Origin of the sequence: Saccharothrix violaceirubra (genome assembly GCF_014203755.1) — a bacterium.
Classification (GTDB): Bacteria; Actinomycetota; Actinomycetes; order Mycobacteriales; family Pseudonocardiaceae; genus Actinosynnema; species Actinosynnema violaceirubrum.
The window spans coordinates 811,729-836,326 of sequence record NZ_JACHJS010000001.1 but is presented as its reverse complement, the minus strand read 5'-3'; the positions used below and the strand labels follow the sequence as shown (position 1 = coordinate 836,326).

Below are 24,598 nucleotides of genomic sequence, written 5' to 3'. Positions count from 1 at the left end.
GTTCGTGGTGACAGCGAAGATGCTATAGTCGCTGGTAGAGGCCCCGGTGAGCGATCTTGTGCGCTCTCCGGAGGCGGGAGCGCAGGTTCGAATCCTGCCGGGGCACCACCGCCTGACCAGCTACTTTGGTTGGGAGCCCAGGCCGTGAAGTACGGGTCGTGACATGTCTCATGCCCAGGACCCGATTGCGCAGGTGCTCCCCCACGGGAACGCCCAACGCCACGGCGGCCTTGTCCACCACCGCGTCCGCCGACGCCGCGCCCTCGCAGGACACCACGAACCTGCGCGCCCCGAACACCCCGACCACCAGCGGGTCGTCCAGAGCGGCGGCGAGCAGGGTCGACTTCCCGATCCCCGGACCACCCGACACCACCGACCCGACCTCCGCGTCGCGCCCCAACACCAGGTCCGGGCGCGGAGGCGGCACCGGCGCCACGGGGATTACGGCTTCCACCGGCCGGGCACCGACCGTCACCGGGCCCGTCACCGAACCGATCTGCACCACCGGACCCGCCATCAAGCCCGACGCCCTGTTCAACACCCCGACACGGACGACCCGGCACCATTCGGGTCCGCCACCGCGCCAGACGGCGGCGCACCGGTGTCGGAGGACCGGTGGGCCCGCGTCGGGAAGTCCGGCGCTCCACCCAACCCCGGCTCGACCTCCTCAGGCAAACCCAACAGGAACCGCAACAACGGCTCCGCCCCGGCCGGGGTGAACTCCTCCACCGTGTACACGGTGGAGGAGTTCGGGGCCAGGAAGTCCGGAACCCCCTGAGTCGGCTGGCCGGGCAGCACCACCGGCAGGAACCGGTCCAGACGGTGCGGGTCGGCGTGGAACGCGTCACGGACCAGACGGGCCTCCCACTGCACCCTGCGCCCGACCGACGCCTCGGCGCGCTCACGGTAGGCGGCCGAGGCGATCACCAGCACCTGGTCCGCCTCACGGATCTGCTCCGCGGTCCACAACGCCCAGTCGCGGGGTTGCTGCGCGACCAGCCCGTCCCACCGGGCGTCCACACCGTTACGCCGCAACAGCAACCACAACTCCCGCACAAGCTTCCCGGTGCCCGGGAGACTCGTACGCATAGGACAGGAACACCCGCACCACAGCGGCCAACCCGCGCCCCTCCTCCGGACCCCAGCCCACCCGGAGCCGACGCGGGAGGTGCACCACACCACCTACACCCACACGACCGTGCACCGCACCGCACAATTACAGACCGGGCACTTCGACACCAGACGAACATCCGCTTATCTTGTCTTTTGAGGTCCCGGGCGGTTGACGGACACCCCGGTTGATCACAGAAGCAGCCCTTGGTCGATCATCGCTCTTGCGACAGAAGGACGATCGACCAAAGGGCTGCGTGATCAGTGTGCACCATCTCGACCCCAGATCGGCGCTCGGGGCGTTGTCCGGGTTCCGGCGGGAGTTCCACCGGTGTCTGACCCGTCGGGCGGACGGGTTGTTCGAGCTGGCCGACGCCGTGCTGTGCGCCGACGGACCGGTGCGGACCCTGGTGGGGTTGTCGTTGGCGCCCGAACACCGGCGTGGGCACGGTGGCCTCTACGACGCGGTCAACAACGGCCGCATCGAGGTCGACCGGCTACGCGACGCGCCGGCCGGGACGCCGTTGCCGCGGGCCGCGGACGGCCGCCTGGTGCTCGCGGTCGACGTCTCGCCGTGGTTGCGGCCGGACGGCGCGACCTGCCCGGACCGCACGTTCTGCCACGTCTACGGACGCGGCAGAGGCGAGCACCGCATGATCCCGGGATGGCCGTACTCGTTCGTGGCCGCGCTGGAGACCGGCGGCACGTCGTGGACCGCGCTGCTGGACGCGGTCCGGCTGCCGCCCGGCGCGGACCTCGCCGCGGTGACCGCCGCCCAGGTCCGCGGAGTGGTCCAACGGCTCATCGCCGCCGACCAGTGGCGCCGGGGTGATCCGGAGATCCTGGTGGTGTTCGACGCCGGTTACGACGCGCCCCGCATCGCCCGTCTGCTCGAGGACCTGCCGGTGCGGGTGCTGGGACGGATGCGGTCGGACCGGGTGCTGCGCCGCCCGGGCCCGCCCCGGGTCCACAACCCTCTGGGCGGACGGTTTCGCAAGCACGGCGGCGAGTTCGTCTTCGGCGACCCCGCCACCTGGGGCGCCGAGGACGTGCTGACCCGCACCGACACCCGTCTCTACGGCACCGCCACCGCACAGGCCTGGAACCGGCTGCACCCGCGACTGACCCGCCGGGCCGCCTGGATCGACCACAGTGGACCGCTGCCGATCGTCGAGGGCACCGTGATCCGACTGACGGTGGAGCGCCTGCCCTCCGGCGGGGTGAACAAACCGGTCTGGCTGTGGTGTTCCGATCCCGACTCCGGCCCGGTCGAGGTCGACCGCTGGTGGCGGGCGTTCCTGCGGCGCTTCGACATCGAGCACACCTTCCGTCTGCTCAAGCAGACGCTCGGCTGGACCAGACCCAGGCTGCGCGATCCCGAGGCCGCCGACCGCTGGACCTGGCTGATCCTGGCCGTCCACGCACAACTGCGCCTGGCCCGCCCGCTGGTCGCCGACCTGCGCCACCCCTGGGAACGACCCGCCGAACCCGCCAGGCTCACCCCGACCCGCGTCCGGCGCGGGTTCCGCAACCTCCACATGAAGATCGCCCGCCCAGCGGCTGCACCGAAACCGGTCCGCCCCGGACCGGGACGACCTCCCGGCTCGAAGAACCGCGCCACCGCACCGCGCTTCGACGTCGGACTCGTCCTGGCCACTGGACGGGCACATACCCGACCGGCCCACCACAAGAAGGGCACCAAACCCCGCCGAACAGGTTAAAAGACAAGCTTATGCCGCGATGCGGGTGCCCACGAACGTCCGCTTCTGCCGATGGGCGGAAGTGCCGCTCGCGAGCCTGACGTCAGTTCTGGTCGTCGTGCCGTGCCTGGGCAGCCAGGACGGCGTCGCCGTGGTCGGCGACCCAGCGCATGAGCCGGCGCAGCGGTTTGGCGACGCTGTAGCCCATGTCGGTGAGCGCATAACTGACCCGCGGCGGGGTGGCCGGCTCGACGGTGCGCTCGATCAGCCCGTCCCGGGCGAGCAGGCGCAGTTTCTCCGACAGCACCTTCTCGCTGATCCTGCCGATCTGGTCACGCAGCTCGTAGAACCGCAACGGACCTTCGGCCAGCTTGACCAGGACCAGCGGCGCCCAGCGTCCGGTGATGTGGTCGAAGACGATCCGGCCCGGGCATTCGCTGTGGAACAGATCACTGTGCCTGTTGCGCGGAAGCCGCTTGGCCTCGAAGTTCTCGCCCATGTTCGGAGCTTACAAAATTGTAAGTCCTTACCTTGAGTAAGCCCAACGGCTAGCGTCGGATCCCCATGCCACGAGGAGGATCGATGAGCACAGTGGCACTTGTCAGTGGAGCGAGCCGCGGTATCGGGGCGGCGATCGCGCGCAGCCTGGCACAGCGCGCGCACCACGTGATCGTGAACTATTACCGCAACGCCGATGCGGCCAAGCAGGTGGTCGCCGACATCGAGGCGGCAGGCGGCACCGCCCAGGCCGAACAGGCCGACGTGTGCGACGACGCTTCGGTGACCGCACTGGTCGACCGGGTCCGCGCCGCGCATGGGCGCGTGGATGTGCTGGTGTGCAACGCGAACACGGTCCCGCCGCCGTTCGAGCCGCTCGCGTCGCTGCCATGGGACGCGTTCGTCGGCAAGGTGGTCGGCGAACTCGCCGGTTCCTACCACCTGACCCAGCGAGTCCTTCCGATCATGCGCGAGCGGCGTGCCGGACGGATCATCTACATCTCCAGCACCGTCGCGGACAAGGTCGGCACGATCGCCGCGCACTCCACCGCGAAGGCGGCACTGAACACGTTCAGCCGACATGTCGCCGCCGACGCCGGACAGTACGGCGTCACCGTCAACACCCTCGCGCTCGGCGCGGTGGACACCGACGCCACAGCCGACATCCTCGACGACGACAGACGCGCATCCCTGGCGCGACGGTCGGTTCACGGCCGGGTTCTCGAGCCCGCGGACATCGGCGCCGCGGTCGCGCTGCTCGCCGACGACGGCTTCGGCTCGGTCACCGGCCAGGTGATCCGCCTCGACGCCGGATTCGACGTGCTCAACCAGCAACCGGCCCCCTCCTGACCACGCCACCCGCAACCGGCCAAGGGGTCACCAAGACCGCAGGACCCGCTGTGAGTCGCAGCAACGCACTGTCATGCCGCGATCAGCGCATGTTGGCTACTGGACTGACAGGAAGTGGTCCGGATGCTTGGATCCGACAGGTGGACCATGCCTCGGTTCGAATGACGCTCCCGAACTGCGAGGGCGACCGGACGATGAACGATCGGGACGATCACTTGTCCGTCTCGCAGGCCGGGTCGTCGGTTGTCCTGCGGCTGCGCCCGTGGCGGTCGGACGACCTGCCGGCGCTGGTCGCGGCACATCGCGATCCGCAGCTGCGCCGTTGGCTGGCCAACTCCCTGGCCGACGAAGCCGAGGCGCGGCGATGGCTGGATGCCCAGGCCGGCGGCTGGGACTCAGCGACGCGGTTCAGCTTCGCGGTGGTGGCCGATGAGAACGACCAAGCACCCGTCGGCCACGTGGTGGTGAAGGTGGGAACCGCCGGTGTGGCCGAAGTCGGCTACTGGACGGTGGCCCGGGCCCGGGGGCGGGGCATCGCCTCCCGTTCGCTGGAGACCGTGTCGCAGTGGGCACTGAGCGCGCAGAATCTCGTCCGGCTGAACCGCCTCGACCTGCTGCACGCGGAAGCCAACCAAGCCTCCTGTCGTGTGGCGGAGAAGTGCGGCTACATCCTGCACGATCTGCTACCGGCCGCACCGCCGACTTTCTCTGCCAGAGGGCACAGGCACGTCCGCACGCAACCGGGAAGCTGATGTGTCCACAACGTCGACGCCATCATCGGGTCCTCGTCACCGAAGTCCGCCCCTGGCTGGAAGGTTCCTACACCGAGACCGTCGGCCGCGACCTGTTCGCCGCCACCGCCGAACTCGCCCACCTGGTCGGCTGGATGTCCGGCGACGCCGGCCACCAGGGGCCGGCCCAGCGGTACTACCTGCACAGCCACCGCCTCGCCGCCGAAGCCGGCGCGGCCGAGACCGCCGCCACCGCGTTGCGCGGCCTGGCCGACCAGGCGCTGGACCTCGGCCACGTCGCCACCGCCGTCCGCCTGGCCGAAGCAGCCGACCGCACCGGCGGCACCGTCCCCGAACCCAAAGCCCGCGCCTACTACGCCACCACCCACGCCCGCGCCGCGGCGGCAGACCACGACCCCGCCACCGCCCGCGCCCGCCTCACCGCCGCCCACACCGCCATCGGACACGCCGACCCCACACCCGGCACCTCCTGGGCCGCCCACTACAGCCCCTCACGGTGGGCCCACGAAACCGCCCGCGTACACCACCGACTCGGCGACCTCGACGCCGCCGAGGAACACCTCCACCACGCTTTGCACCTCGGCATCGACCGCCGCCGCACCCAGGCCCAGGTCACCGCCGACCTCGGCCACGTCCTCCTCCACCGAGGCGACCTCGACGCGGCCCTCGACACCTGGACCCGCTTCGCCGACCTCGCCACCGGCATCCGCTCCCGCCGCGTCACCGACAGCGCGGCCGACATCGCCGCACGCCTGGCCACCCTGCCCGAACCCCGCGCCCACCACCTCCTCGACCAACTCACGACCACCTTCGACCATGCGAGCTGACCACTGCGCAGCGTCAACCAGGAAAGACGGCCCAGATCCCACGCAATCGGACAGGCGCGTGGTCGATGACGTCCTTGGGTGATGTGGCCGCGTGCCTGGCCAACCCCGAGAACAAAGTCGAGCAGGCTGCGGAAGCACTGCATCGGGCACGGGAGTTGGCAGGCGAGGCCGCCAACCTGACGGCAACGGCCACGAGCGGCTCGAACCAGGCCGATGTCGAAGACGCCCTATCCGTATTCGAGGAGATCGACAACGCCTACGACGAACTGGCCGGGTGCCTTGCCGCCAGCGGCGAGAGCATCCGACGCATCCGTGCCGCGTTGCTCGGCGGGAACCCGACGACATCGAGCGATCGTCCTCGGTTGTCCGCTCCCACGGTCGCCCCTGCCCGGCCCACGTCGGAAAAGTCCTGGGCACAGCAACAACGCGACCGGCTTCCCACGTACATCACCAGCGGTGTCTACATCGATGAGGACGGCAATACCGAACTGGTCCAAAGCGGCCGGGAAACGAACGGGGAACACGTCGACATCGGGGCCCATCTGATCGAGCAGGGCTACCCCCTCGGCGGCCGGGGACGGGTGGCCGCGAGTGAGCGCGTCGAGACCAAAGTCGCCGGCGTCAACGCAATGCCGGAGTCGCGCACGTGGACCTCGTGGTGAACAGCGTGGTCTGCCAGGGCAGGTATTCGTGCGCGACGGTCATCCCCGACATCCTGTTACCAGGGCAGACGTTGACCATCCACGACCCCGTAGGGTCGGAGACCCTCACCGGGAGGAACGAACCGTGACCGTCACCGTGCGCACGGAAGCCGACCTGACCCGGGTACTCCACGACATCACCACCAACCCACAGCCACATCCCACCGTGGTCTACCTACGGGAGCGCCCCACCATCGGACGCCGCAACCTGCCCGACCACCAACTCGAGTTCGACATCGACGTGGACTACCGGATCGCCGCGATCCACGCCGCCGGCGTGCCCGACTTCGTCCCGCACGATGCCCGCGCGCAGGACGACACGGAGACGACACAGGACATGCACGGCTGGGTCTCCCGGGCCGACGCCTCGCCGGACGTCGGCCGAACGCCGACGGACGGCAAGGGAAAGCCGCTCTACATCGACTTCGGCACCCGCACGGAGTTCCCCCGGAACGCGATGATCTCCCTGGAACAGTTGCGCACGGCCTTGCTGGAACTCATGACCACAGCCCTGCACCCCACCTGCGTGGACTGGCAGGACTCCGAAATCACCCTCTGAACGAACGTGCGCGTCACAACGCCGACGTGGAAATCGATCCGACGTGATCCACCTCGGCGAGTGCGTGCTCCAAGCGGTCCACGGCGGCCATGGCGACTTCGGGGCCGTCCGGTTCGGCTACGGCGATGGCGCGGTTGAGTGCGCCGACCGATGACGGGTCGAGGCGGCGGAGCAGGTCGTACAGCACCACCACCTGTGACCGGTCGGTGTCGCGGATGTCCCGGGCGGAGGTGTGCACGGCGTTGATCGCGGCGCGGACCTGGTAGCGGCCCGGCGGCGTGCCGGCGGCCAGCCGTTCCCGGACCAGGTGGTGGCCCTCGGCGATCAGATCCTCGTTCCAGGCTCCCCGGTCCTGCTCCGCGAGGGTGACCAGCTCTCCGCGCGCCGACAGGCGTGCCGGGCGGCGGGCCTTGGTGAGGAGCATCAGCGCCAGCAGGCCGACCACCTCGCCGTCGTCGGGCAGCAGTTCGCGGATCAGGCGGGTGAGGCGGATCGCCTCGGTGGTCAGGTCGTGGCGCAGGGCGTCCGTGTCGGGCCGGGTGGCCAGGTAGCCCTCGTTGAAACCAGGTACAGCACGGCGAGCACGGCGGTGACGCGGACGGGGAGGTCCTCCGCAGACGGCACGCGGTAGGGGATTCGGGCGGCTTTGATCTTGGCTTTCGCGGGTGATCCGTTGCCCCATCGCGGTTTCGGTCGTCAGGAACGCGCGGGCGATCTCGGGCACGGTCAGACCTCCGATCATGCGCAACGTCAGCGCAGGCGGGATTCCACCGCCAACGCCGGATGGCAGCAGGTGGAGATCAGGCGGAGTCGGTCGTCGTCGACGGCACCGAGGGGTTCGGGGTGGTCGTCGCGCAGCATCCCGGCCTCCCGGTGCTTGTCGTCGCTTTTGCCCTCACGCCGTACCCGGTCGACGGCCTTGCGTTGGCGGTCGTGGTCAGCCACGCGCCGGGGTTGGGCGGCACGCCGTCGGCCGGCCAGCGCTCGACCGCGGTCGCGAACGCCTCGGCCGTCGCCTCCTCGGCGACGTCGACGTCGCCGAAGCGCTTGGTCAGGACGGGGACCACCCGGGCCCAGTCCGCCCGGTGGGCCAAGGTGATCGCCGCGTCGACCCCGCTCACCGGAACGGTCGCACCTCGATCTTGCGGTCGCAGATCCGCGACGCCTCGGTGGCGAGCGCGAGCACCACGTCCAGGTCCGGCGCTTCCCACACCCAGACACCGGCCAGGTACTCCTTGGACTCCACGAACGGCCCGTCGCTGATCACCGGCTCGGCGCCGCGGTTGTCGACGACCGTGGCCGCGTCGGTGTCCGCGAGTCCGTTCGCGAAGACCCGGTGGCCGTCGGCGATCAGGCGTTCGTTGAACGCGCTGGTGGCGGGTCCCCGGTCCGTGCTGCCGGAATCGTCCTTGTCGTCGATCACCGAAACGAGGTACGGCATCCGAAGTTCCTCTCTTGGGGACGTCGTGGTGCTTCAGGCCGCCGGCCGATAGACCTGGATTGTCACGCCCTTCGAGTCGGTGGTCGACTCGACCAGGTCGAGCACGAGGTCGGGGCCCGACTCGGGGAACAGGCGCGTGCCTTGACCGACCACCACCGGGATGGTCAGCAGGGTCAGCTCGTCGACCAGTTCGTTGACCGGCAGCCACCGGATCAGCGCGCCGCTGCCGTGCACCTGCAACTCGCCGCCCGGCCGGGCTTTCAGGTCCGCGACGGCCGCGGCGAGGTCTCCGGACAGGACGGTGGTGCCCGACCACACCGGATCGGTGAGCGTGGTCGACCCGACGTACTTGGGGCGGGTGTTCAGCGCGTCGAGGACCGGGTCCCAGCCCGGGACGTCCGATGCCGTCCACGATCCCCATGCGCCGGCGAACAGCTCGTAGGTGTAGCGGCCGAACAGAAACGCGTCGGCGCGGTGGTACGTCCGGTTGATGTGGGCGTGGGTCTGCTCGTCGCCGCAGCCCATGGCCCAGCCACCACGCCGGAACCCGTTCCGGGGTCGTCCGACGTGGCGCTGTTGCCCTGCATCACGCCGTCGACGCCCACCCGGGTCATGGTCGTCGGCTTCACGGACGCTCCTCGCCTCGGCGCCGCCTCCCGCGGACGGGTTCACCCCCACTACGAACGCGACCGACCCGATCCGACACCGGCGGCCGGATTTCTTCGGAGAAGTTTTCAGGGACGCCGTCAGGCCGGGTCAGGAGCTCTTCTCCACCAGACGCCGGACAGCCTCCGGCGAGAGGGCGGCTTCCCGTCCCAGCGCGACCGCACCCAGCCTGGCGACGTCGACCTCCGGCGGGCTGATCTCGATCCGCAGCGCCCGGGTCGCGAGGTCCGTGGCCTGGCCGATCACCGCGCTGCGGATCTCGGTGAGCAGGATGTCCCGCAGACCCGCCAACGATCCGCCGAGCACGATCGCGGCCGGGTTGGCGAAGCTGACGAGGCCGGCCAGGACCCGGCCGATCCGCTGACCGGCGCGGCGGATCGCGTGGACGGCCTTGGGATCGCCACCGTGCACCAGCGCCGCGATCTCGATGGGCGAGGCGAGTTTCAGTTCCCCGGCGATCGCGGACGCGCCGGCGACCGCTTCGAGGCACCCCTCCCGGCCGCAGTTGCACACCTCGGTGCTGTCGGCCACGGGAATGTGCCCGATGTCGCCCGCAGACCCGTCCGCGCCGCGGTGGAGCCTGCGGTCGACCACGATCCCGCAGCCGATCCCGGTGCCGATCTTCACGAATAGCAGGTGGTCGACGTCGCGGAACCGGTCGTGCAGCGCACCCAGGGCCATCAGGTTCACGTCGTTGTCGACGATGACCGGCGCGGGGTACCTGGCCGCGAAGTGCCGCTTCACCGGATAGCCGTCCCAGCCGGGCATTATCGGCGGCCGGACCACGCGGCCGTGCACGAAGTGCACCGGTCCCGGCAGCCCGATCGTGATCGCGCGGACGTCCTCGGCGGTCGCGCCCACCTGACCGAGCAGTTCCCGGAAGCTCTCCTGGGTCCAGTCCAGGACGTGATCGGGCCCCTGGTCGAGCCGGACCGTCTTCTCGGTCTCGCCGAGCGGATCACCGCGGAGGTCGCTCACGCCGATGCGGGCGTGCGTAGCGCCGAACGTCGCCGTCAGCAGCTTCCCGGCCGAGGGGTTGAGCCGCACCGGGATCGCCGGGCGACCGCCGGCCGAGACCGCGGCCTCGCCCTCGACCACCAGGCCCGCATGGCCGAGTCGGTCGATCCACTGGGACACGGTGGATCGGGCCCAGCCGGTCTCCCTGGCCAGTTCCGCGCGACTGGCGCCGCCCCGCTCCGCGATGCGGGACAGCAGGGTGCCGGCGATGTCGCGGGGGGAAGACGAGGTGATCTCCTGCATGTTTCGAGACTACCAAAACTACGGGGTAGTTAAGACGAAATCGAATTAAGTTTGTTTCTTGACTGTCATATTAAAGCCTCGATAACGTCGAAGTGCACAGATCATGCGACACCTCATCTCGCCACGCTCCCAAGGAGTGATCAACGTGCAACTCGCCTTTCTCACCGCGTGCCTCGGCGACCGGAGCCTGGACCGGATCGCGCACTGGGCCGCTGGCAACGGCTACGACGCGCTGGAGATCGCCGCCTGGCCGGGACACAGCCGGGAACACACCGCCAACCACCTGGACGTCGCGCACCTCGACCAGCGACTGGTCGACGAGACCCGCGCCCTGCTCGCGTTACACGGGCTGGGCATCTCCGCGATCAGCTACTACGACAACAACCTGCATCCCGACGAGGCCGAGCGGCACCGGGTCCACGAGCACCTCCGCGCCTGCGTCAGGGCCGCCGCCGAACTGGACGTCGGCTGCGTGGGCACGTTCGTCGGCCGGGACCCCGGCAAGACCGTCAGCGAGAACCAGCACATCGCCGCGCGGGTCCTCACGCCGCTGACGAAGTACGCCGCCGAGCACGGCGTCGCGCTCGCCGTCGAGAACTGCCCGATGCCCGGCTGGCACCCCGACGGGTACCCGGGCAACCTGGCCTACTCGCCGGAGCTGTGGGACTGGATGTTCGAACTGGGCTTCCACCTCAACTACGACCCGTCCCACCTGGTGTGGCTGGGCATCGACCCGGTGACCGCGATCAGCCGGTACGGCGACCGGATCGCGCACGTCCAGGCGAAGGACACCCAGGTCCACCACGACCGGATCGACCGGTACGGGGTCTACGGTCGGGCCACCGAGCGCGTCGACCCGTGGGATTCCGGGTGGTGGACCTACCGGGTCCCGGGCCTGGGCGACATCGACTGGACGCGGGTTGTCGACGCCCTCCACGTCGCCGGGTACTCCGGTGCCGTCGCGGTCGAGCACGAGGACCCGGTCTGGAGCGGCACCGAGGACCGTGTGCTCACCGGTCTGCGGATCGCGCGCGACACCCTCCGCCCGATGGTCCGGCCGTAGTACCGGCGCCATGGTTCCCGTGCTGGTGGAAACGGTCGGCATCGCCTACACCGCCGCGTTGCTGCTGTCCGCGGCGGTCGCCACCCTGGCCAAGGACGACCGACGACGGTCCGACGCGCGCCGGGTGCTGCGGCTGCTGTTGATCAAACCGCGGTGGCCTCCGGACGACGGCCCGCGTCGGCGCGACCGGAGGACCACTCCGACCCGGTCCGAGTAGGTCCGCTCGTGGGAAGGCGGCCTCGCCGCCTTCCCACGAGCGTGGCTCTTCGCGGACCGGCCGGAGGTCGTCGTCGGCGGGTCGCCAGGCGGAAACTCCGCGCCGTCGGCGGTCGTAGGGCGACAACTTCCCGAACGTGACTGGACCCGGTGCACGGCGGAAGGTGCTGTTGGCGGTCTCGGCGGTCGTGTCGGCCGGTTTCGCCTTCGTGGCGGTGGCGCTGTCGCCGCTGGCCCTCGGGGTGTTGGACCGCACGAGTGGGCGGGACTGGTCGAAGCTGAGCGCCATCGGACAGACCTACGAGGGCAGGTCCACCGTGTTGGCCGCGCTCGCCCTGGGTGCGGTGGCGGCGACCCTGGTGGTGCAGCAAGGTGCTTTCGGGCTGTCGACGCCTTCGTCATCGCAGCCCGGGGGCACCGGACGGCACGCCACAGCCCGGATGCGGATCGCGACCACCGCCCTCCGTCACGCACCCGACGACCGGAACCGACAGTCCGGAAATGCCGTCCCTGCAAGGGGATCGGTACCCATCACAGGATCAGAACCGGCCGGCTATCCACCGTCACCACCGGAAATGCGCCAGAGCCGCTCGTTTGACAGTCCCGTCGCAGGCGCCAACGGGGAGCAAGCGGAGCAGGTAGGGGTTCTGCTGGTCGTTGACCTGCTCTTCGAGGGTCTCCAGTTCGGTGGCCGGCTTGGCGCGTTCCGCCTTGATCTCGGTGTGACGGTTCTTGTTGTCCTGGATGAACTCCTGGTCGGGCACTTCGTCATCGTCGCCGGTGACTTCGAGGGTGCGGATCAGGCGCTTCTTCCGGGCGTCGAGGTCGGCGATCGCCTTCTTGATCGCTGCGATTCGCTCGTGGCGGTTCTGCTCGGTCTGCTTGTCCAGGTCATGCGGGGCCGAGGAGAGCACTCCTGTCGGTACGGCCCGAACACGTGGTGGCTGAGGAACTCGTTGAGGCCGTCGAGGAGCGCGACTTCGCGCACCCACAGGCTGTCCGGGCGTCCCTCGGGGACGTGGCCCTTCTGCGCGCAGGCGTAGTGCGCGCGCTGGCGGCGCGTCTTGCCGAACATGCGACGACCGCAGATCTCGCAGAACAAGTAGGACCGCAGCCGGTAGGTGCGCTTGGTCTCCGGATGGGTGTTGGCGCCGGCCTGTGCGCGGGACCGTTCGCGCCGCCGGACGACCTGCTGGGTGCCATTGGTCCTCAGCCCGCACCACGGGGGCGGATGGCCTCGGCGTTGGTGACAACCGTCCGGAGAACACCGTCCTACAAGGGAATCGACAAGATCGTGACGGCGACTTGCCACTCGACGCCGTCACCGATTGCGTGCCAGTCTCGAAACAGGTCCCGGGCACCCGGTGAGGTCAGGCACGCCAGGAGGCGGCGAAGGCGCTGGTCGACTTGAGCGAGGTGGGCCCGTCGGGCGGCGCCGCCCAGAGTTGGACGAGATAGGTCTCGCGGGGTGCGGAGTCCGGCCGCGGGTCGTCGCCGTCGCGGTGGGTGCCGTGGACGCGGACGCGGTAGGAACCGGCGGCCGGCAGCGGCAGTCGGCAGGCGGGGTCGTCCTGGGTGGTGGTGCCGAAATCGAGGTACGACGAGGTCCAGTGGGCGGAGATCTCGGCGATGTCCTGCCAGGAAGCCGCTTGGAGGGGAGCCGGCTGGTCCCACAGTTCGCAGGTGACGTCGACGACGCCGGTTTCCTGGCCGCAGATGATACGGACGCCCTCGCCGTCGGGGTCGGATTCGGCGAGGCCGTTGAGGTTCCAGTCGGGCTCGAATTCGGCGACAAGGGACTCACCGACGAGATCGACGGTCGAAGCGTCGACGAACACCTCGGCGGTGCGGTGCAGGACGATGGGCACCGGGTTCTCCTTTCCGGGCCGCACAGGCGCGGGCCCGCACCCACATCATGGGGTGCGGACCCGCTGGTGTGTCGAGGACGACGCCGGATCAGTCGTGTCCGCAACCGACCGGGCCGCGCGGGGTGACGTCGGGCGGCGCCTGCCGGTCGGCGGGCACGTTGATCACGTCGACCTGGAAGGCGTCACCTTCCAGGGTCCGCAGGCTGTTGAGGAACGCCTTGCGCAACGATCCCTCGCGGGAGTTGTCGTTGCGGTCGAGGAAGTGGCAGGAGTAGTCCGGATTGCGGGAAGCGCCTTCGGTGGACTGGGCGAAGGGGTACTCGTCGCAGGACAGGTCGGGACGTCCCGGTGGCCGAGGCACGTCGGGGCCGCAGGCCACGCCCCGGTTGGCGCCGATGAGGGTCTGGTCGAAGGTGCGGTGCAGGTCCCACCCGGCGCGGGGCTTGCCCCAGGGGTGTTGGAGGTTGTTCTGCGCCCACAGCACGTGCCAGCCGACGGCGTCCACCCGCGGATTGGTCACGTCGATCTGCCAGATCGGGGGCACGTCGGGGTAGACGCAACCGCCCGTGGTCCGGGGGGTGACCCGGGGAGTGTTGTCGCAGCGCGGACGGAAGACGTCGCCAAGGTAGGCCGCACCCTGGTCGAAGCGGGGTGCGGTGAAGGTGCCGCGCGGCCGGATCGAGTCGTTCACGAGGTCCCGGCCCGGGGAGGACACCGTGATGTCGAACGTCTGCGTCGTGTACGGGATCAGCACCTTCGTGCCGCCCGGAGTCGCGGAACAGTAGTTGCAGTCGAGGCTGACGGTGGCGGACACGAGCCACGCCTCGGGCACGGACGGGTCGACCAGGCGCAGTTCGACTTTCTGGTGCCATTCGTAGCGGTTGCGCGGGTCCAGTTGCGCGGTTGCCTTGGTGTAGAGCGTGGCGGTTCCGTACGGCTGCTCGTTCACGAAGAACTGGACCGGGACACGGTAGTTGGAGCACGACGTGACGCGGTTGTGGACGGTGGTGCCGATGCCGCAGTCCACTGTGGCTTCGGGTAGCGCGCTGGTAGAGCTTTCGGTCGTGCTGGTGACCTGTTCCGGTGTGCCGAACTCGATGGTGTGGGACGAGGTGTCCGCGTGTGCGGTGATTCCCGCCCCCAGCAGCAGGATTCCGGTCGTGGCCACTGTGGACGCGGCCCTCATGATCCTTTTCACGCCATGACCATCCCTTTCTTGGTGCTCCCGGAAGAACCCCGGGAGCGCTCACGAGACGGGTTGAACAGGGTGTCGCCGACCGCCGCTTGCGCGTGGGCGAGCACCAGACCGCTCCCCTACGTGCGCGGGTCGGGCCTTACCGGTGTGCTCGACCGTGGTCGACCGAACCGCGATCAGCCCGAGGAAGCTGTGCAGCCGGCCGCGCTCACGCCGGGCACATCGCCGCACGGCGGGATCTCCCGACGCCGAGAGTCCTCGACGTGATGACGGAGGGAGTGACGTGGCCATGCTCTCCCGCACGACCCTTTCGATCCGCACGGCGGCACTGCCCCGCTTCGGTGGTACTCGACGCGCAGGTGTCCACGTCGCCGGCCGACTCGCTGTCATCGTCGACCGACCCGGCCGGCTCGGACCCGCCCGGTTCCGCCGGACCACCTTTCCGATCCGACGATTGCGAAGCGCGTGCCACACGATGCCGGACATGGTGGAACAGGCCGGAGAGACGGCACGCCACCGGATAATCGGCGCATTTCGGGACGCTACAGCGCGCCTCGCGCGAGCACTTTCCGCGCGCATGCCATGCGACCGCACAGCCGGAAATTCCTCATCGGCAATTCATAAATGTTCCCCCGAACACCCGAATTCCCCTCGTGTCGCCAATATGACGACGCACTGCCATTAGATCGGAAAATCAGCAACAAATACACGCCCGAACGGGTGAATCTAAAATGGCAAGTCGAGATGGCAGGGAATACTGATCGACGGGACCCGGGTAACGGCATTCGCCCTGTCCGCGCGGACGTCGAAAGGTCGGATCACGGGACCGGACGAGTGTGTGGTCACGGTCGGCACCCTGCCGGGCGCGGCGATGATCGACCTCGGACCGGCGGCCCCGGTGGACCGTCACCGACCTGGCCCGGCGGATCCCATCGGATCCTTGGTCCACATCGAACGCGTTCCCATGGTGCTCGCGGTGCCCCGACCCGACCCCGGCGGTGCACGCGCCGGCGAAGTCGACCAATTCGGTCGAACCGTCGATCGCGTTGGTCACCACGTTCGCGACCGTTTTCTTGACGCATCCACCAAAAGGCCCGAATCACCCGAAATACCTCGGGATTTCTCGTCCACGCGGACCACTCCGGCCGCCGGCATCGGCAGCCGAGCAGGGCGCACACCGTCGTCGAACACGCCGCCGACGCCGCGATTCGGGAGAATCAAGCAGAAAGTAGGTTCCGCGTGGCGGAGCGGCGCGAGGAGAATCCTGGGCCACCGCCGGAATGCGGCGGCCACGATCAGCGGTCGCACCGCGCCGGCCCGTCGCCCGAGGAGGTGGCGCCGGTACCACGACGCGAGCACACCCTGCCTGCTCGTTCCCGCACGCGGTGAGACGCCGCTGATCGGAAGACCTCGATGCGCAAGGCACTGTCGGCCGCCCGCGCGGCCGTTCCACCCTGTCCACGCGTCGCTCACCGACGCGAGCGAGCCCCTCCGCGCGTCATCGGCGGCGGCAACGCCACCGTGACCCATCCGTGGGCGATGACCCGGACGACAGCCGCGGCGGCTCCCCGGTGGATCGTGACCGCCGGCCACCACGGCGGAGCGTCCGCGGGCCGAGGCGGCTCGACCTCCCGGAGCTTGAGGCGCCGCGTCGGCCGGATCACCAAGCCGGGCACCGACCCGACGCTGACGCGCCTGCCCACGCCGGTCCACAACGCGGCCGCGGCGTCGGCCCGCACCCCGCGCCACCGCACGGCTCCTCGTCCGATGCCGCACGAGCCGGGATTCCCCCGGCTGCCGTACGGCGACTCCCGCCTCGTGGGCGGTGACTCTTCCGACCCGCGTGTCCGCGGTGACCGTCGACTTGGACCGGGAGACCGCGGTGGTGAGCGCGCCGGCACCCTCCGCACCGGCATCGCGCGGCATACGACCTGGATCAAGCAACAGATCGAAAGGTGACCCATGACAACGACCCTTCGCCGCACCGCCGGTTCGCTGGCGGCGGCCTTCACGCTGGTGCTGTCGTTCGCCCTGGTGCAGGGGTTCGGCGGTGGCACGGCTGTCGCGGCGCCGGCGCCTACCGCCGTGCGCGTCGTCTACTACGACGCGAGCCAGGCTCAAGAGTTCAAGGCCGCGGTCGACGAGGGCGCGGCGGCGTGGAACAAGGCCGTGCGCAACGTCCAGCTCAAGCCGGCGACCGGCGGCAACGCGGCTGTCCGGGTGTACGCGGACAACGGCTGGCCGCGCACCTACCAGTCCGGCTTCGGCCGGGGCACGGTGTACATGGGCCGCGAAGCCGTGAACGACGGCTTCTACCCGCCGCGGATCGCCACGCACGAGCTGGGGCACATCCTCGGCCTGCCGGACAACCGCAACGGCCGGTGCGACTACCTGATGTCGGGCCACAGCTCGCCGGTGTCCTGCAAGTCGACCACGCCGCACTCCACCGAGGCGGCACAGGTCGAGCGCAACGCGGGTGGTGGAATCGCGGCCCTCGCTCGGGACTCGCGTGAATCCGCCTTCGCCGACTGCTTCGTGTTCTAGGCCATGTGGTCAGGGCCTGACTGTCAAGGCGGCTGAGACGGGCAACGGAGTTCGCGCCGGAACAGGGTCGACCGGGATCACCATCCGGCGGGTGGCCGACGTGCTGATGCCGGTCTACACCGCCCCCGACCGACGCTGCCGCGAAGGAGCGCTTCGCGGAGTTCGCCGACGCCTGGGACGCCCGGTACCCGGCGATCGTCCGGCTCTGGGACAACGCCTGGTTCGTGCCGCTCCTGGCCTTCTCTTCAACCCGGGTTACACCGCTCGTGTGGTTCTGTCGTTGATTGCGTGTCAACGACAGAACCGCTCGATTGACCCTGGGCGACCGAGCCACCCATCGATCGACCGACCGCCGGGCGGATCACGACGACCCGGGCCGTGACGCCGAACATGTTCCCGGGGAAAAGTCCGGCACGGGTCAGGGAAAACCCCGATGGCAGGGTGCCCGATCGCGGGCACTCTGGAGGTGTCAAAGACATCCGCAGTCCGAGGAGAGTCATGAGCGAGTTCAAGCCCGAGTCCTCCCGCAGCGCCGTCGACGCCGTGGTCGATGCCGTTCGCGGATTGGTCGACGAGGGCATCAACCGTCGTGTGGTCGTGCGGGACAGCAAGAACGACGTGGTGTTGGAGGTGCCCGTGGCCCTCGGGGTCGTCGCCGTGCTGGCCGCTCCGGTGGCCGCCACGATCGGCGCCGGTGTCGCGCTGGCCGGTCGGTGTGGAATCACGCTCGAGAACCGCCGGCAGCCCAGCAATCCGCCCGCGACGACGGTCGACGCCGAACAGGCGTAGTCGCCACCGACGCGCCGTTCGACATCCAGCCGACGGAACCGCGAGCGGACCAGGCCGGGCCAGTTCGAAGCACGCTGCCGGATCGCGATCGGCCGAAGCGGCTGAGGATTCCCCGCACCCGGCGCTGTTCGCCGTCCATCGGCTCATGACGTCGCCCCTGCCGGAGGCGGTGGTCCGCTCGGCGTCGATCTCCCGCGAACGGCGGCGCAACGCGCCCAGCGGCAGGTCGTCCAGCGCCCACGGCCGCCGAGTGGCAGATCGGCAGAGCGCTCGGACGTTGCCGGCCTTCGGAAACGGTCGCGTGGACCTCAAGAAGAGACGTCGACAGTCCACCTCTGGCGGAAGACCGGTCGCAGCCGATCGGCCACGCCGAACGCGTCCGCCACCGCGAGGTCCGCCGCGTCCGGACGGCGGACCTGGCCGACGCCGGCGTGCCGGCGCCTGAGCCGGTACTCGCCGATGCGACTGTCGGACATGGCCAACTCCTGGTGTTCGTGAACAGGTGGTAGATCGTATTCCGGAAGTAGTGCTCGTTCCCGAACCGCCCGGTCGTGCGCCTCACTCCCTCCACGAACGCGACCACCGATCCGGCACTGGTCGTGCGGTACCTGGCCGCGGGAATCGACGAGCCCCTCATGCACCGCTCGCATACCGGCGGAGGACCTCGGTCACGACCGTGCTCACGTCACGGGAATCCGCCGGGTGGACGACGTGGAGAAAGTCGCCGTCCGAGCCCGGGAGCAGCAGGATCTCGCCGTCGCGGTATTCCAGTCGCAGGACGACCTGACCGAGCCACCATTGATCGGAACCCACCTGCCGGAGGAAGTTCTCCTCGTCGCAGGGGTCGACCACTCCGGGCAGTGCTCGGATCACGGCGGCGACGACGGCGCGGCGGTCGTCGTCCGACGCCGAGGCAACCCACTGGGCGGTGACACCCACGAGCATTCCGTGCGGGCGTTTCGGCTTGAAGCCCTTCGGAAGTTCGATGGATGCCACACCGAGGCTGTCCTCGACGTAGATCTCTTCGACCAGCGTCATCGGATCGCCTTCCGGAAGTAGACGATAGGACGTGCGGCCCGGCCGGTGTCCGTGCGCCGATGCCGGCCGCGCCGACGGCGAGGACGCGATCCGCCACCGTGTGGTCGAGCACGGCGCACAGCACGCCGCCGAGAGGTCGTTCCGGACTTCGACCGCGTCACGGTGAACACGATGTCGCGACTGTCCGAGGTTCGCCACGCCGAGCACACGAGTCGGGGAAGATCGGCACTGCGTGTCCCTGACATCCTCCGGAGGCCGGCGTGGACCGTTCAGCCCTTGACGGCCTCATCGCCCGCAGCGGGATTGCCGACCTGCCGGACAGCGACGAAGTGCCGCATCGGTTGCGGATGGGGGAATTTTCGCCGATGGAGTGCGTCCGCGTGTTGACAAGGCTCCATGGGATGACCCTGTCGGAAGCCAAGAGAAAGCTCTTCGAGAGCGCTGCCTGGGCCGACCGGACCGATGGCTGGACGAAACTTCAGGACGGCCTTGAAGAGGTGCACGGAGTTCCGGTCATCGCAGTTGGTCGCGGCGGCGGGTGAGGTGGGCGGTCTCGGCGGTGTTGCCGGCCAGGTCGATGGCCCTGTCGTAGGCCGCGCGCGACTGTCCACTTCGGCCCAGCCTGCGGAGTAGGTCGGCGCGGGTGGCGTGGTAGGCGTGGTAGCCGGACAGGGTGTTTTCGAGGCGGTCCACGATTGTCAGGGCTACCTCGGGGCCGTCCAGTTCGGCCACGGCGACGGCGCGGTTGAGGGCGACGATCGGTGACGGGTCGACGCGGGCGAGGTGGTCGTACAGGGCGAGGATCTGTGACCAGTCGGTGTCGCGGATGTCGCGGGCCGAGGTGTGGACGGCGTTGATCGCGGCGAGGAGCTGGTAGCGGCCTGGGGGTTCGCCGGTCGCGAGGCGTTCGCGTACCAGTCCGTGGCCCTCGGCTATCAGGTCCGTGTTCCAGGCTCCTCGGTCCTGCTCCGCGAGCGTCACGAGTTCGCCGGTCGCCGATACGCGGGCGGGGCGGCGGGCCTCGGTGAGCAGCATCGACGCGAGCAGGCCGGTCACCTCCCCGTCCTGTGGCAGCAGTTCGCGGATCAGGCGGGTCAGGCGGATCGCCTCGGCGGTCAGGTCCTGGCGTACCGGGTCGGTGTCGGGGCCGGTGGCCAGGTAGCCCTCGTTGAACACCAGGTACAGCACGGCCAGCACGCCGGAGACCCGGGCCGGGAGGTCCTCGGTGGCCGGCACGCGGTAGGGGATGCGGGCCTCCTTGATCTTGGTTTTCGCGCGGGTGATCCGCCGTCCCATGGCGCTTTCGGCCACCAGGAAGGCGCGGGCGACCTCGGGCACGGTCAGGCCGCCGACCATGCGCAGCGTCAACGCTACGCGGGCGTCCATCGCCAGTGCCGGGTGGCAGCAGGTGAAGACCAACCTGAGCCGGTCGTCGTCGATGGCGCCGACGGGCGCGTCGTCGTCGTGCACCGTCAACGCCTCCCCGTGCTTGTCGTCGCGTCTGCTCTCACGCCGCAGTCGGTCGATGGCCTTGCGGTTGGCCGTGGTGGTCAGCCACGCACCGGGGTTGGGGGGCACGCCGGCGACCGGCCACCGTTCGACGGCGGTCGCGAACGCCTCGGCCGCCGCCTCCTCGGCGACGTCGAGGTCGCCGAAGCGCTTGGTCAGGACGGCGACCAGCCGTGCCCACTCCTCCCGGTGGGCACGGACGACCGCCGCCTCGGTCACCGGAACGGCCGCACCTCGATCTTGCGGTCGCAGATCCGCGACGCCTCGGTGGCGAGCTTGAGCGCCACGTCCAGGTCGGGCGCCTCCCACACCCAGACCCCGGCGAGGTACTCCTTCGACTCCACGAACGGCCCGTCGCTGAACACGACCTGCTCGCCCCGGTTGTCCACGACCGTGGCCGTGTCGGTGTCCGCGAGCCCGCCCGCGAAGACCCAGTAGCCCTCGGCGATCAGCCGTTCGTTGAACTCGCTGATCGCGGGCCGCCGGTCGGTGCTGCCGGGGTTCTCCCGGTCGTCGATGACGGAAACCAGGTACCGCATGCCCATCTCCTGCCGTTGTCGGGGACTTCAGTACCGCGGGCGGTAGACCTGGATCGTCACACCCTTCGAGTCCACGCGTGACTCGACCACGTCGAGCGCGAGGTCGGGCCCCTCGTCGGGGAACAGCCGCGTGCCCTGGCCGAGGACCACCGGGATGGTCAGCAGGGTCAGCTCGTCGACCAGTTCGTTGGCCAGCAGCCACCGGACCAGCGCGCCGCTGCCGTGCACCTGCAACTCGCCGCCGGGCACGGCCTTCAGGGCGGCGATGGCGGTGGCGACGTCGCCGGACAGGACGGTGGTGCCCGACCAGGTCGGCGCGGTGAGCGTGCTCGACACGACGTACTTGGGCCGGGTGTTCAACGCGCGCAGGACCGGCTCCCAGCCGGGGACGTCCTGTTCCGCCCAGGACCCCCACGCGCCCGCGAACAGCCCGTAGGTGAGCCGACCGAACAGGAACGCGTCGGCCCGCGCGTAGGTCCGGTTGATGAACGCGTGGGTCTCGTCGTCCCCCCGACCGATGGCCCAGCCGCCGCGCTCGAAGCCGTTTCTGGGGTCGTCGGAGGTGGCACCGTTGCCCTGCAGCACCCCGTCGACGGTCACCTGGGTCATGGTCGTCAGCTTCATGGTCGCGATTCCCTCGTCTCGGCGCCGCCTCCCGTGGACGGCCTCACCCCCTCTACGAACGCCACCACCCCGATCGGACACCCGCCCGCGGATTTCTTCGAAGAACGTCCCGCGAGGCCGTCACACCGGCCGTGCCCGTCGGCGGGATCGACCGTCGTGCCACACCAGCTCCAGGAATTTCGCACCGAGGCGTTCGACCTGGCGCAGTGGCACTCCCCGGGTTCCTGCCGGAGGTCAGCGGCCTGGGTCGGAGAGGTCCAGTTCCGCCAGCCGGTGGGGGTCGGACAGGATGTCGATCGACACGATCCGCCCCTCGGCGATCGTGAAACTCATGATCGAGACCAGCTCCCCCGCCGCGGTGTTGACCAGGCCCGCCGTGCCGTTGACCAGTGCGTGACGGGTCGTCGTGCTGGTGGCCATGCGGTGGAACGTGGCCAGCCGGCCGGCCACGGCGTCGGCACCGTGCAGGACCATCATGCCGCCCGGGAGGGCTTTGCCGCCGTCGGCGCGCAGCGTGACGTCCGGGTCGAGGACGGCCATCAGGGCGGTGAGGTCGCCACCGCGTGCGGCGGCCAGAAAGGCATCGACGACGCGGCGTCGCGCGGCCGGGTCGGGGTCCGGGACGGGGGTCGCGCCCCGCACGCGTCGGCGGGCGCGGCTCGCGAGTTTCCTGGTCGCCACCGGCGTGCGGTCCATGATCGGGGCGATCTGCTCGAACGGCAGGCCGAACAGGTCGTGCAGGACGAAGGCCAGGCGTTCGGCCGGGTTCAGCGACTCCAGCACGACCAGCAGCGCCAGGCCTACGGCGTCCGCCACCAGCGCTCGGTGCTCGGGGTCGGCGCCGTCGTCGTCGTCGACGACCGGGTCCGGCAGCCGGGCGTCCAGCGGGTCCTCGCGGCGCAGCCGTCGGGCGCGCAGCATGTCCAGGCAGACCCGGCCGACGACCGTGGTCAGCCAGCCGCCCAGGTTGTCGATCTCCGCGGTGCCGGTGCGGTCCAGCCGCAGCCAGGCTTCCTGGACGGCGTCGTCGGCGTCGGTCAGCGAGCCGAGCATCCGGTAGGCCACCGCCTTGAGGTGCGTGCGGTGTTCCTCGAATCGCCGGGCCAGGCAGTCGGTCACGGGTCGTCCTTTCGACGGTCGATCCCTTGACGAACGGGACGTCGGCGACGTGACCGGTCACATTCTCGGCGGTCCGTGCGTCAGGGCTGCGAAGGATCGCCGAGACGATGATCGGAGCAGCGCCGACGATGAGCGACAGCGAGGTCCACGGGACGGTCGCCCACGGGTTCGAGGCCGTACGGGACGAGTTCGCCGCCGTGGCCCAGGACGCGCAACTGGCCGTCCACCTGCATGGCCGGCGCGTGGTCGACCTGTGGACCGGCGACGTGGCCGGTGACTCCCTGACGGGTGTCTATTCCTCGACCAAGGGGGCCACGGCCCTGGTGGTCGCAGTGCTCGTGCAGGACGGCGTGCTGGAGCTGGACCTGCCCGTCGCCCACTACTGGCCGCGGTTCGCCGCGGCGGGCAAGGGCCGGATCACGCTGCGGGACGTCCTCACCCACCGTTCGGGCCTGATCGGCGGCCTGAGCGCCGACGAACTCGCCGACGACCGCGAGACCGCCCGCCGGCTCGCGGACCGGCGCCCGTACTGGCGGCCGGGCACGGCCTACGGCTACGGCGGGTTCGTGACGTTCGCGATCGTCGGCGAGGTGGTGCGCCTCGCCACCGGACGGTCGCTCCAGGAGCACTACGAGGAACGGATACGCGCGCCTTACGGGCTGGACCTGTACCTCGGGCTGCCCGAAGCGTTGGAGGAGCGCTACCTCGACGTGCTCCCGGGTTCGGCGAGTCCGGCGGAACTCACCGCGTTCCTGGCCACCCTGCCGAGCCCGTACAGCATCGTCGGGATGGGCTACGGGTTCGGCTTGGACCAGGTGGCCTTCCTGAACACCCGACGCGTGCGTGCGCTCGGCCAGGCTTCCGCCGGCGGCGTGGGCAACGCGCGTGGGCTGGCCGCGATGTACGCCGCCGCCACCTTCGGGCCGCTGCTCGGACCCGAGACCCTCGGCGAGTTCACCACGCTCCACTCCACCGGCCGCGATCTGGTCACCGGCACCGGCCAGTACGCGCTCGGGTTCCAGGCGAAGGGTCTGCGCTACCCGTTCCTGGGTGCGGACGCCTTCGGCCACAACGGTTCCGCAGGCTCGGAGGCGTTCGCCGACCCGCTCTCCGGCATCGCTTTCGGCTACGTCCGGCGCCGGTTCTCCGTCGACTGGTCCTACCCCGAACACGACCGGCTGGTCGCCGCGGTCCACCGCGCGGCCGTCGGCGCAGTAGACGACAACGGAAAGGTCTACCCATGAGCATTTCCCGCCTGCCCAACCCCGCCCGGCTCGTCCCCGAACTGGGGCAGATCGGCGGCGCCCTGTTCAAGGCGACGGGGAACGGTTCGATCCCCCAGGTCACCATCGGCCTGGTGCAGTTGCGTGCCGGGCAGATCGTCGGCAGCACCTACCTGACCGTCCTGCACACCGGGAACCTCCGCAAGGCCGGGGAGGACGAGGACCGCATCACGGCCGTGGCGTCGTGGCGTGACACGTCGTCCTTCACCGCCGCCGAACGGGTCGCGCTGGCGCTCGTCGAGGCCGTGCTCACGCCGAACCCTTACGGCGAAAGGGTTTCCGACGAGCTGTACGCCCAGGCGTCCGAGCACTACGACGACCAGGCACTCGCCACCCTCGCCGTGGTGATCGGCCAGGTCGGCTTCTTCACCCCGCTCGCGCTGATCGGCAAGCCGGTTCCCGGGGTGTCGGCCGCCGAGCAGTGGCGGGACTGAGGTGAGCCGAGCGC

At 70.0% G+C, this 24,598-nt stretch carries 28 protein-coding genes, 1 tRNA gene and 3 pseudogenes; 16 read left to right on the top strand and 16 right to left on the bottom strand.

The genetic code is table 11. From position 1 onward, the window contains the following. The first annotated feature begins 40 nt into the window (after positions 1-40). Positions 41-108: transfer RNA gene (locus F4559_RS04135), tRNA-OTHER, on the top strand. A 426-nt stretch (positions 109-534) separates the two neighbouring features. On the opposite strand, the gene F4559_RS04130 is transcribed toward F4559_RS04135, so the two are convergent. Then, on the bottom strand, positions 535-1,089 hold the full coding sequence (locus F4559_RS04130) for a TIR domain-containing protein (protein ID WP_184666244.1): 555 nt from the start codon (positions 1,087-1,089) through the stop codon (positions 535-537). 278 nt (positions 1,090-1,367) lie between these two features. On the opposite strand from F4559_RS04130, the gene F4559_RS04125 reads away from it, so the two are divergent. After that, positions 1,368-2,831, top strand: coding sequence for an NF041680 family putative transposase (locus F4559_RS04125; protein WP_312865472.1), 1,464 nt, complete (start codon positions 1,368-1,370; stop codon positions 2,829-2,831). 82 nt (positions 2,832-2,913) lie between these two features. Here the strand turns inward: F4559_RS04125 and F4559_RS04120 are convergent, their stop codons facing one another. After that, positions 2,914-3,309 (bottom strand): winged helix-turn-helix transcriptional regulator, encoded by a 396-nt coding sequence (locus F4559_RS04120; protein ID WP_184666243.1) that lies wholly within the window; start codon positions 3,307-3,309, stop codon positions 2,914-2,916. Positions 3,310-3,392: 83 nt separating this feature from the next. Between F4559_RS04120 and F4559_RS04115 the strand changes: the two genes are divergently transcribed. From F4559_RS04115 to F4559_RS04090, 6 genes are all read left to right on the top strand, one after another. Further along, complete coding sequence (locus F4559_RS04115; RefSeq protein ID WP_184666242.1) at positions 3,393-4,157, top strand: SDR family oxidoreductase; 765 nt, start codon at positions 3,393-3,395, stop codon at positions 4,155-4,157. 194 nt (positions 4,158-4,351) lie between these two features. Then, positions 4,352-4,909, top strand: a complete 558-nt coding sequence (locus F4559_RS04110; protein WP_184666241.1) for a GNAT family N-acetyltransferase — start codon at positions 4,352-4,354, stop codon at positions 4,907-4,909. Beyond that, positions 4,909-5,736: an NsdA family TPR-like regulatory protein gene (locus tag F4559_RS04105; protein ID WP_184666240.1), complete on the top strand. Its 828-nt coding sequence runs from the start codon at positions 4,909-4,911 to the stop codon at positions 5,734-5,736. The genes F4559_RS04110 and F4559_RS04105 overlap by 1 nt, the downstream gene beginning before the upstream one ends. A gap of 65 nt (positions 5,737-5,801) precedes the next feature. Next, positions 5,802-6,398, top strand: a complete 597-nt coding sequence (locus tag F4559_RS04100) for a hypothetical protein (RefSeq protein WP_184666239.1) — start codon at positions 5,802-5,804, stop codon at positions 6,396-6,398. Then, entirely contained in the window at positions 6,383-6,526 is a 144-nt protein-coding gene (locus tag F4559_RS36670) for a DddA-like double-stranded DNA deaminase toxin (protein ID WP_184666238.1), read from the top strand. Before F4559_RS04100 ends, F4559_RS36670 begins: the two co-directional genes overlap by 16 nt. Then, a complete protein-coding gene (locus F4559_RS04090; protein WP_184666237.1) occupies positions 6,523-6,996 on the top strand; it encodes an Imm1 family immunity protein in 474 nt (157 codons plus the stop codon). Before F4559_RS36670 ends, F4559_RS04090 begins: the two co-directional genes overlap by 4 nt. 55 nt (positions 6,997-7,051) lie before the next feature. Here the strand turns inward: F4559_RS04090 and F4559_RS04085 are convergent. The 4 genes and pseudogenes from F4559_RS04085 to F4559_RS04070 form a co-directional block, all read right to left on the bottom strand. Next, positions 7,052-8,117, bottom strand: a pseudogene (locus tag F4559_RS04085) (RNA polymerase sigma factor); the annotation flags it as partial. Beyond that, positions 8,114-8,437: a YciI family protein gene (locus F4559_RS04080; protein WP_184666236.1), complete on the bottom strand. Its 324-nt coding sequence runs from the start codon at positions 8,435-8,437 to the stop codon at positions 8,114-8,116. The pseudogene F4559_RS04085 and the gene F4559_RS04080, both read right to left, overlap by 4 nt. Positions 8,438-8,470: 33 nt before the next feature. Further along, positions 8,471-9,066, bottom strand: a pseudogene (locus F4559_RS04075) (dihydrofolate reductase family protein). A 127-nt stretch (positions 9,067-9,193) separates the two neighbouring features. Then, the gene (locus tag F4559_RS04070) at positions 9,194-10,363 is read right to left on the bottom strand and encodes an ROK family transcriptional regulator (RefSeq protein WP_184666235.1); all 1,170 of its coding nucleotides are present in this window, start codon (positions 10,361-10,363) and stop codon (positions 9,194-9,196) included. 136 nt (positions 10,364-10,499) lie between these two features. On the opposite strand from F4559_RS04070, the gene F4559_RS04065 reads away from it, so the two are divergent. Both F4559_RS04065 and F4559_RS04060 read left to right on the top strand, forming a co-directional pair. After that, the gene (locus F4559_RS04065; protein ID WP_312865471.1) at positions 10,500-11,426 is read left to right on the top strand and encodes a sugar phosphate isomerase/epimerase family protein; all 927 of its coding nucleotides are present in this window, start codon (positions 10,500-10,502) and stop codon (positions 11,424-11,426) included. A gap of 10 nt (positions 11,427-11,436) precedes the next feature. After that, entirely contained in the window at positions 11,437-11,643 is a 207-nt protein-coding gene (locus F4559_RS04060) for a hypothetical protein (RefSeq protein WP_184666234.1), read from the top strand. A 562-nt stretch (positions 11,644-12,205) separates the two neighbouring features. Here F4559_RS04060 and F4559_RS04055 read toward each other — a convergent pair. The 4 genes from F4559_RS04055 to F4559_RS04040 all read right to left on the bottom strand — a co-directional run bounded on the left by F4559_RS04055 (position 12,206) and on the right by F4559_RS04040 (position 16,459). Continuing rightward, positions 12,206-12,556, bottom strand: coding sequence for a hypothetical protein (locus F4559_RS04055; protein WP_184666233.1), 351 nt, complete (start codon positions 12,554-12,556; stop codon positions 12,206-12,208). Between the two features lie 456 nt (positions 12,557-13,012). Then, a complete protein-coding gene (locus F4559_RS04050) occupies positions 13,013-13,510 on the bottom strand; it encodes a hypothetical protein (protein WP_184666232.1) in 498 nt (165 codons plus the stop codon). 88 nt (positions 13,511-13,598) lie between these two features. Beyond that, positions 13,599-14,708 (bottom strand): NucA/NucB deoxyribonuclease domain-containing protein, encoded by a 1,110-nt coding sequence (locus tag F4559_RS04045; RefSeq protein ID WP_184666231.1) that lies wholly within the window; start codon positions 14,706-14,708, stop codon positions 13,599-13,601. A gap of 1,466 nt (positions 14,709-16,174) precedes the next feature. Continuing rightward, entirely contained in the window at positions 16,175-16,459 is a 285-nt protein-coding gene (locus tag F4559_RS04040; RefSeq protein WP_184666230.1) for a hypothetical protein, read from the bottom strand. A gap of 208 nt (positions 16,460-16,667) precedes the next feature. Here F4559_RS04040 and F4559_RS04035 point away from each other — a divergent pair, with 208 nt between their 5' ends. The 3 genes and pseudogenes from F4559_RS04035 (at position 16,668) to F4559_RS04030 (ending at position 18,038) form a co-directional block, all read left to right on the top strand. Beyond that, a complete protein-coding gene (locus tag F4559_RS04035) occupies positions 16,668-17,249 on the top strand; it encodes a snapalysin family zinc-dependent metalloprotease (protein ID WP_184666229.1) in 582 nt (193 codons plus the stop codon). 91 nt (positions 17,250-17,340) lie between these two features. Further along, a pseudogene (locus F4559_RS36880) lies at positions 17,341-17,491 on the top strand (transposase); the annotation flags it as partial. A 256-nt stretch (positions 17,492-17,747) separates the two neighbouring features. After that, positions 17,748-18,038 carry a DUF4342 domain-containing protein gene (locus F4559_RS04030; RefSeq protein ID WP_184666228.1) on the top strand — a complete coding sequence of 97 codons (291 nt, stop codon included), beginning with the start codon at positions 17,748-17,750 and terminating at the stop codon, positions 18,036-18,038. 308 nt (positions 18,039-18,346) lie between these two features. Here the strand turns inward: F4559_RS04030 and F4559_RS04025 are convergent, their stop codons facing one another. Together F4559_RS04025 and F4559_RS04020 are read right to left on the bottom strand one after the other, a co-directional pair. Further along, positions 18,347-18,514, bottom strand: coding sequence for a hypothetical protein (locus F4559_RS04025; RefSeq protein ID WP_184666227.1), 168 nt, complete (start codon positions 18,512-18,514; stop codon positions 18,347-18,349). 157 nt (positions 18,515-18,671) lie between these two features. Then, positions 18,672-19,076 carry a hypothetical protein gene (locus F4559_RS04020; RefSeq protein WP_184666226.1) on the bottom strand — a complete coding sequence of 135 codons (405 nt, stop codon included), beginning with the start codon at positions 19,074-19,076 and terminating at the stop codon, positions 18,672-18,674. 260 nt (positions 19,077-19,336) lie between these two features. Here F4559_RS04020 and F4559_RS04015 point away from each other — a divergent pair, with 260 nt between their 5' ends. Then, positions 19,337-19,618 carry a hypothetical protein gene (locus F4559_RS04015; protein ID WP_184666225.1) on the top strand — a complete coding sequence of 94 codons (282 nt, stop codon included), beginning with the start codon at positions 19,337-19,339 and terminating at the stop codon, positions 19,616-19,618. Here F4559_RS04015 and F4559_RS04010 read toward each other — a convergent pair. The 4 genes from F4559_RS04010 to sigJ form a co-directional block, all read right to left on the bottom strand. Beyond that, a complete protein-coding gene (locus tag F4559_RS04010; protein ID WP_312865470.1) occupies positions 19,590-20,804 on the bottom strand; it encodes an RNA polymerase sigma factor in 1,215 nt (404 codons plus the stop codon). The two genes, F4559_RS04015 and F4559_RS04010, sit on opposite strands and share 29 nt — an antisense overlap. Then, complete coding sequence (locus F4559_RS04005; protein WP_184666224.1) at positions 20,801-21,124, bottom strand: YciI family protein; 324 nt, start codon at positions 21,122-21,124, stop codon at positions 20,801-20,803. Before F4559_RS04005 ends, F4559_RS04010 begins: the two co-directional genes overlap by 4 nt. Before the next feature lie 27 nt (positions 21,125-21,151). Beyond that, positions 21,152-21,748, bottom strand: coding sequence for a dihydrofolate reductase family protein (locus F4559_RS04000; RefSeq protein WP_184666223.1), 597 nt, complete (start codon positions 21,746-21,748; stop codon positions 21,152-21,154). Positions 21,749-21,982: 234 nt separating this feature from the next. Further along, entirely contained in the window at positions 21,983-22,867 is an 885-nt protein-coding gene (gene sigJ / locus F4559_RS03995; RefSeq protein ID WP_184666222.1) for an RNA polymerase sigma factor SigJ, read from the bottom strand. 128 nt (positions 22,868-22,995) lie between these two features. On the opposite strand from sigJ, the gene F4559_RS03990 reads away from it, so the two are divergent. Both F4559_RS03990 and F4559_RS03985 read left to right on the top strand, forming a co-directional pair. Next, positions 22,996-24,111 carry a serine hydrolase domain-containing protein gene (locus F4559_RS03990; protein WP_184666221.1) on the top strand — a complete coding sequence of 372 codons (1,116 nt, stop codon included), beginning with the start codon at positions 22,996-22,998 and terminating at the stop codon, positions 24,109-24,111. Then, positions 24,108-24,584: a carboxymuconolactone decarboxylase family protein gene (locus tag F4559_RS03985; RefSeq protein WP_184666220.1), complete on the top strand. Its 477-nt coding sequence runs from the start codon at positions 24,108-24,110 to the stop codon at positions 24,582-24,584. Before F4559_RS03990 ends, F4559_RS03985 begins: the two co-directional genes overlap by 4 nt. The last annotated feature ends 14 nt before the right edge of the window (positions 24,585-24,598 follow it).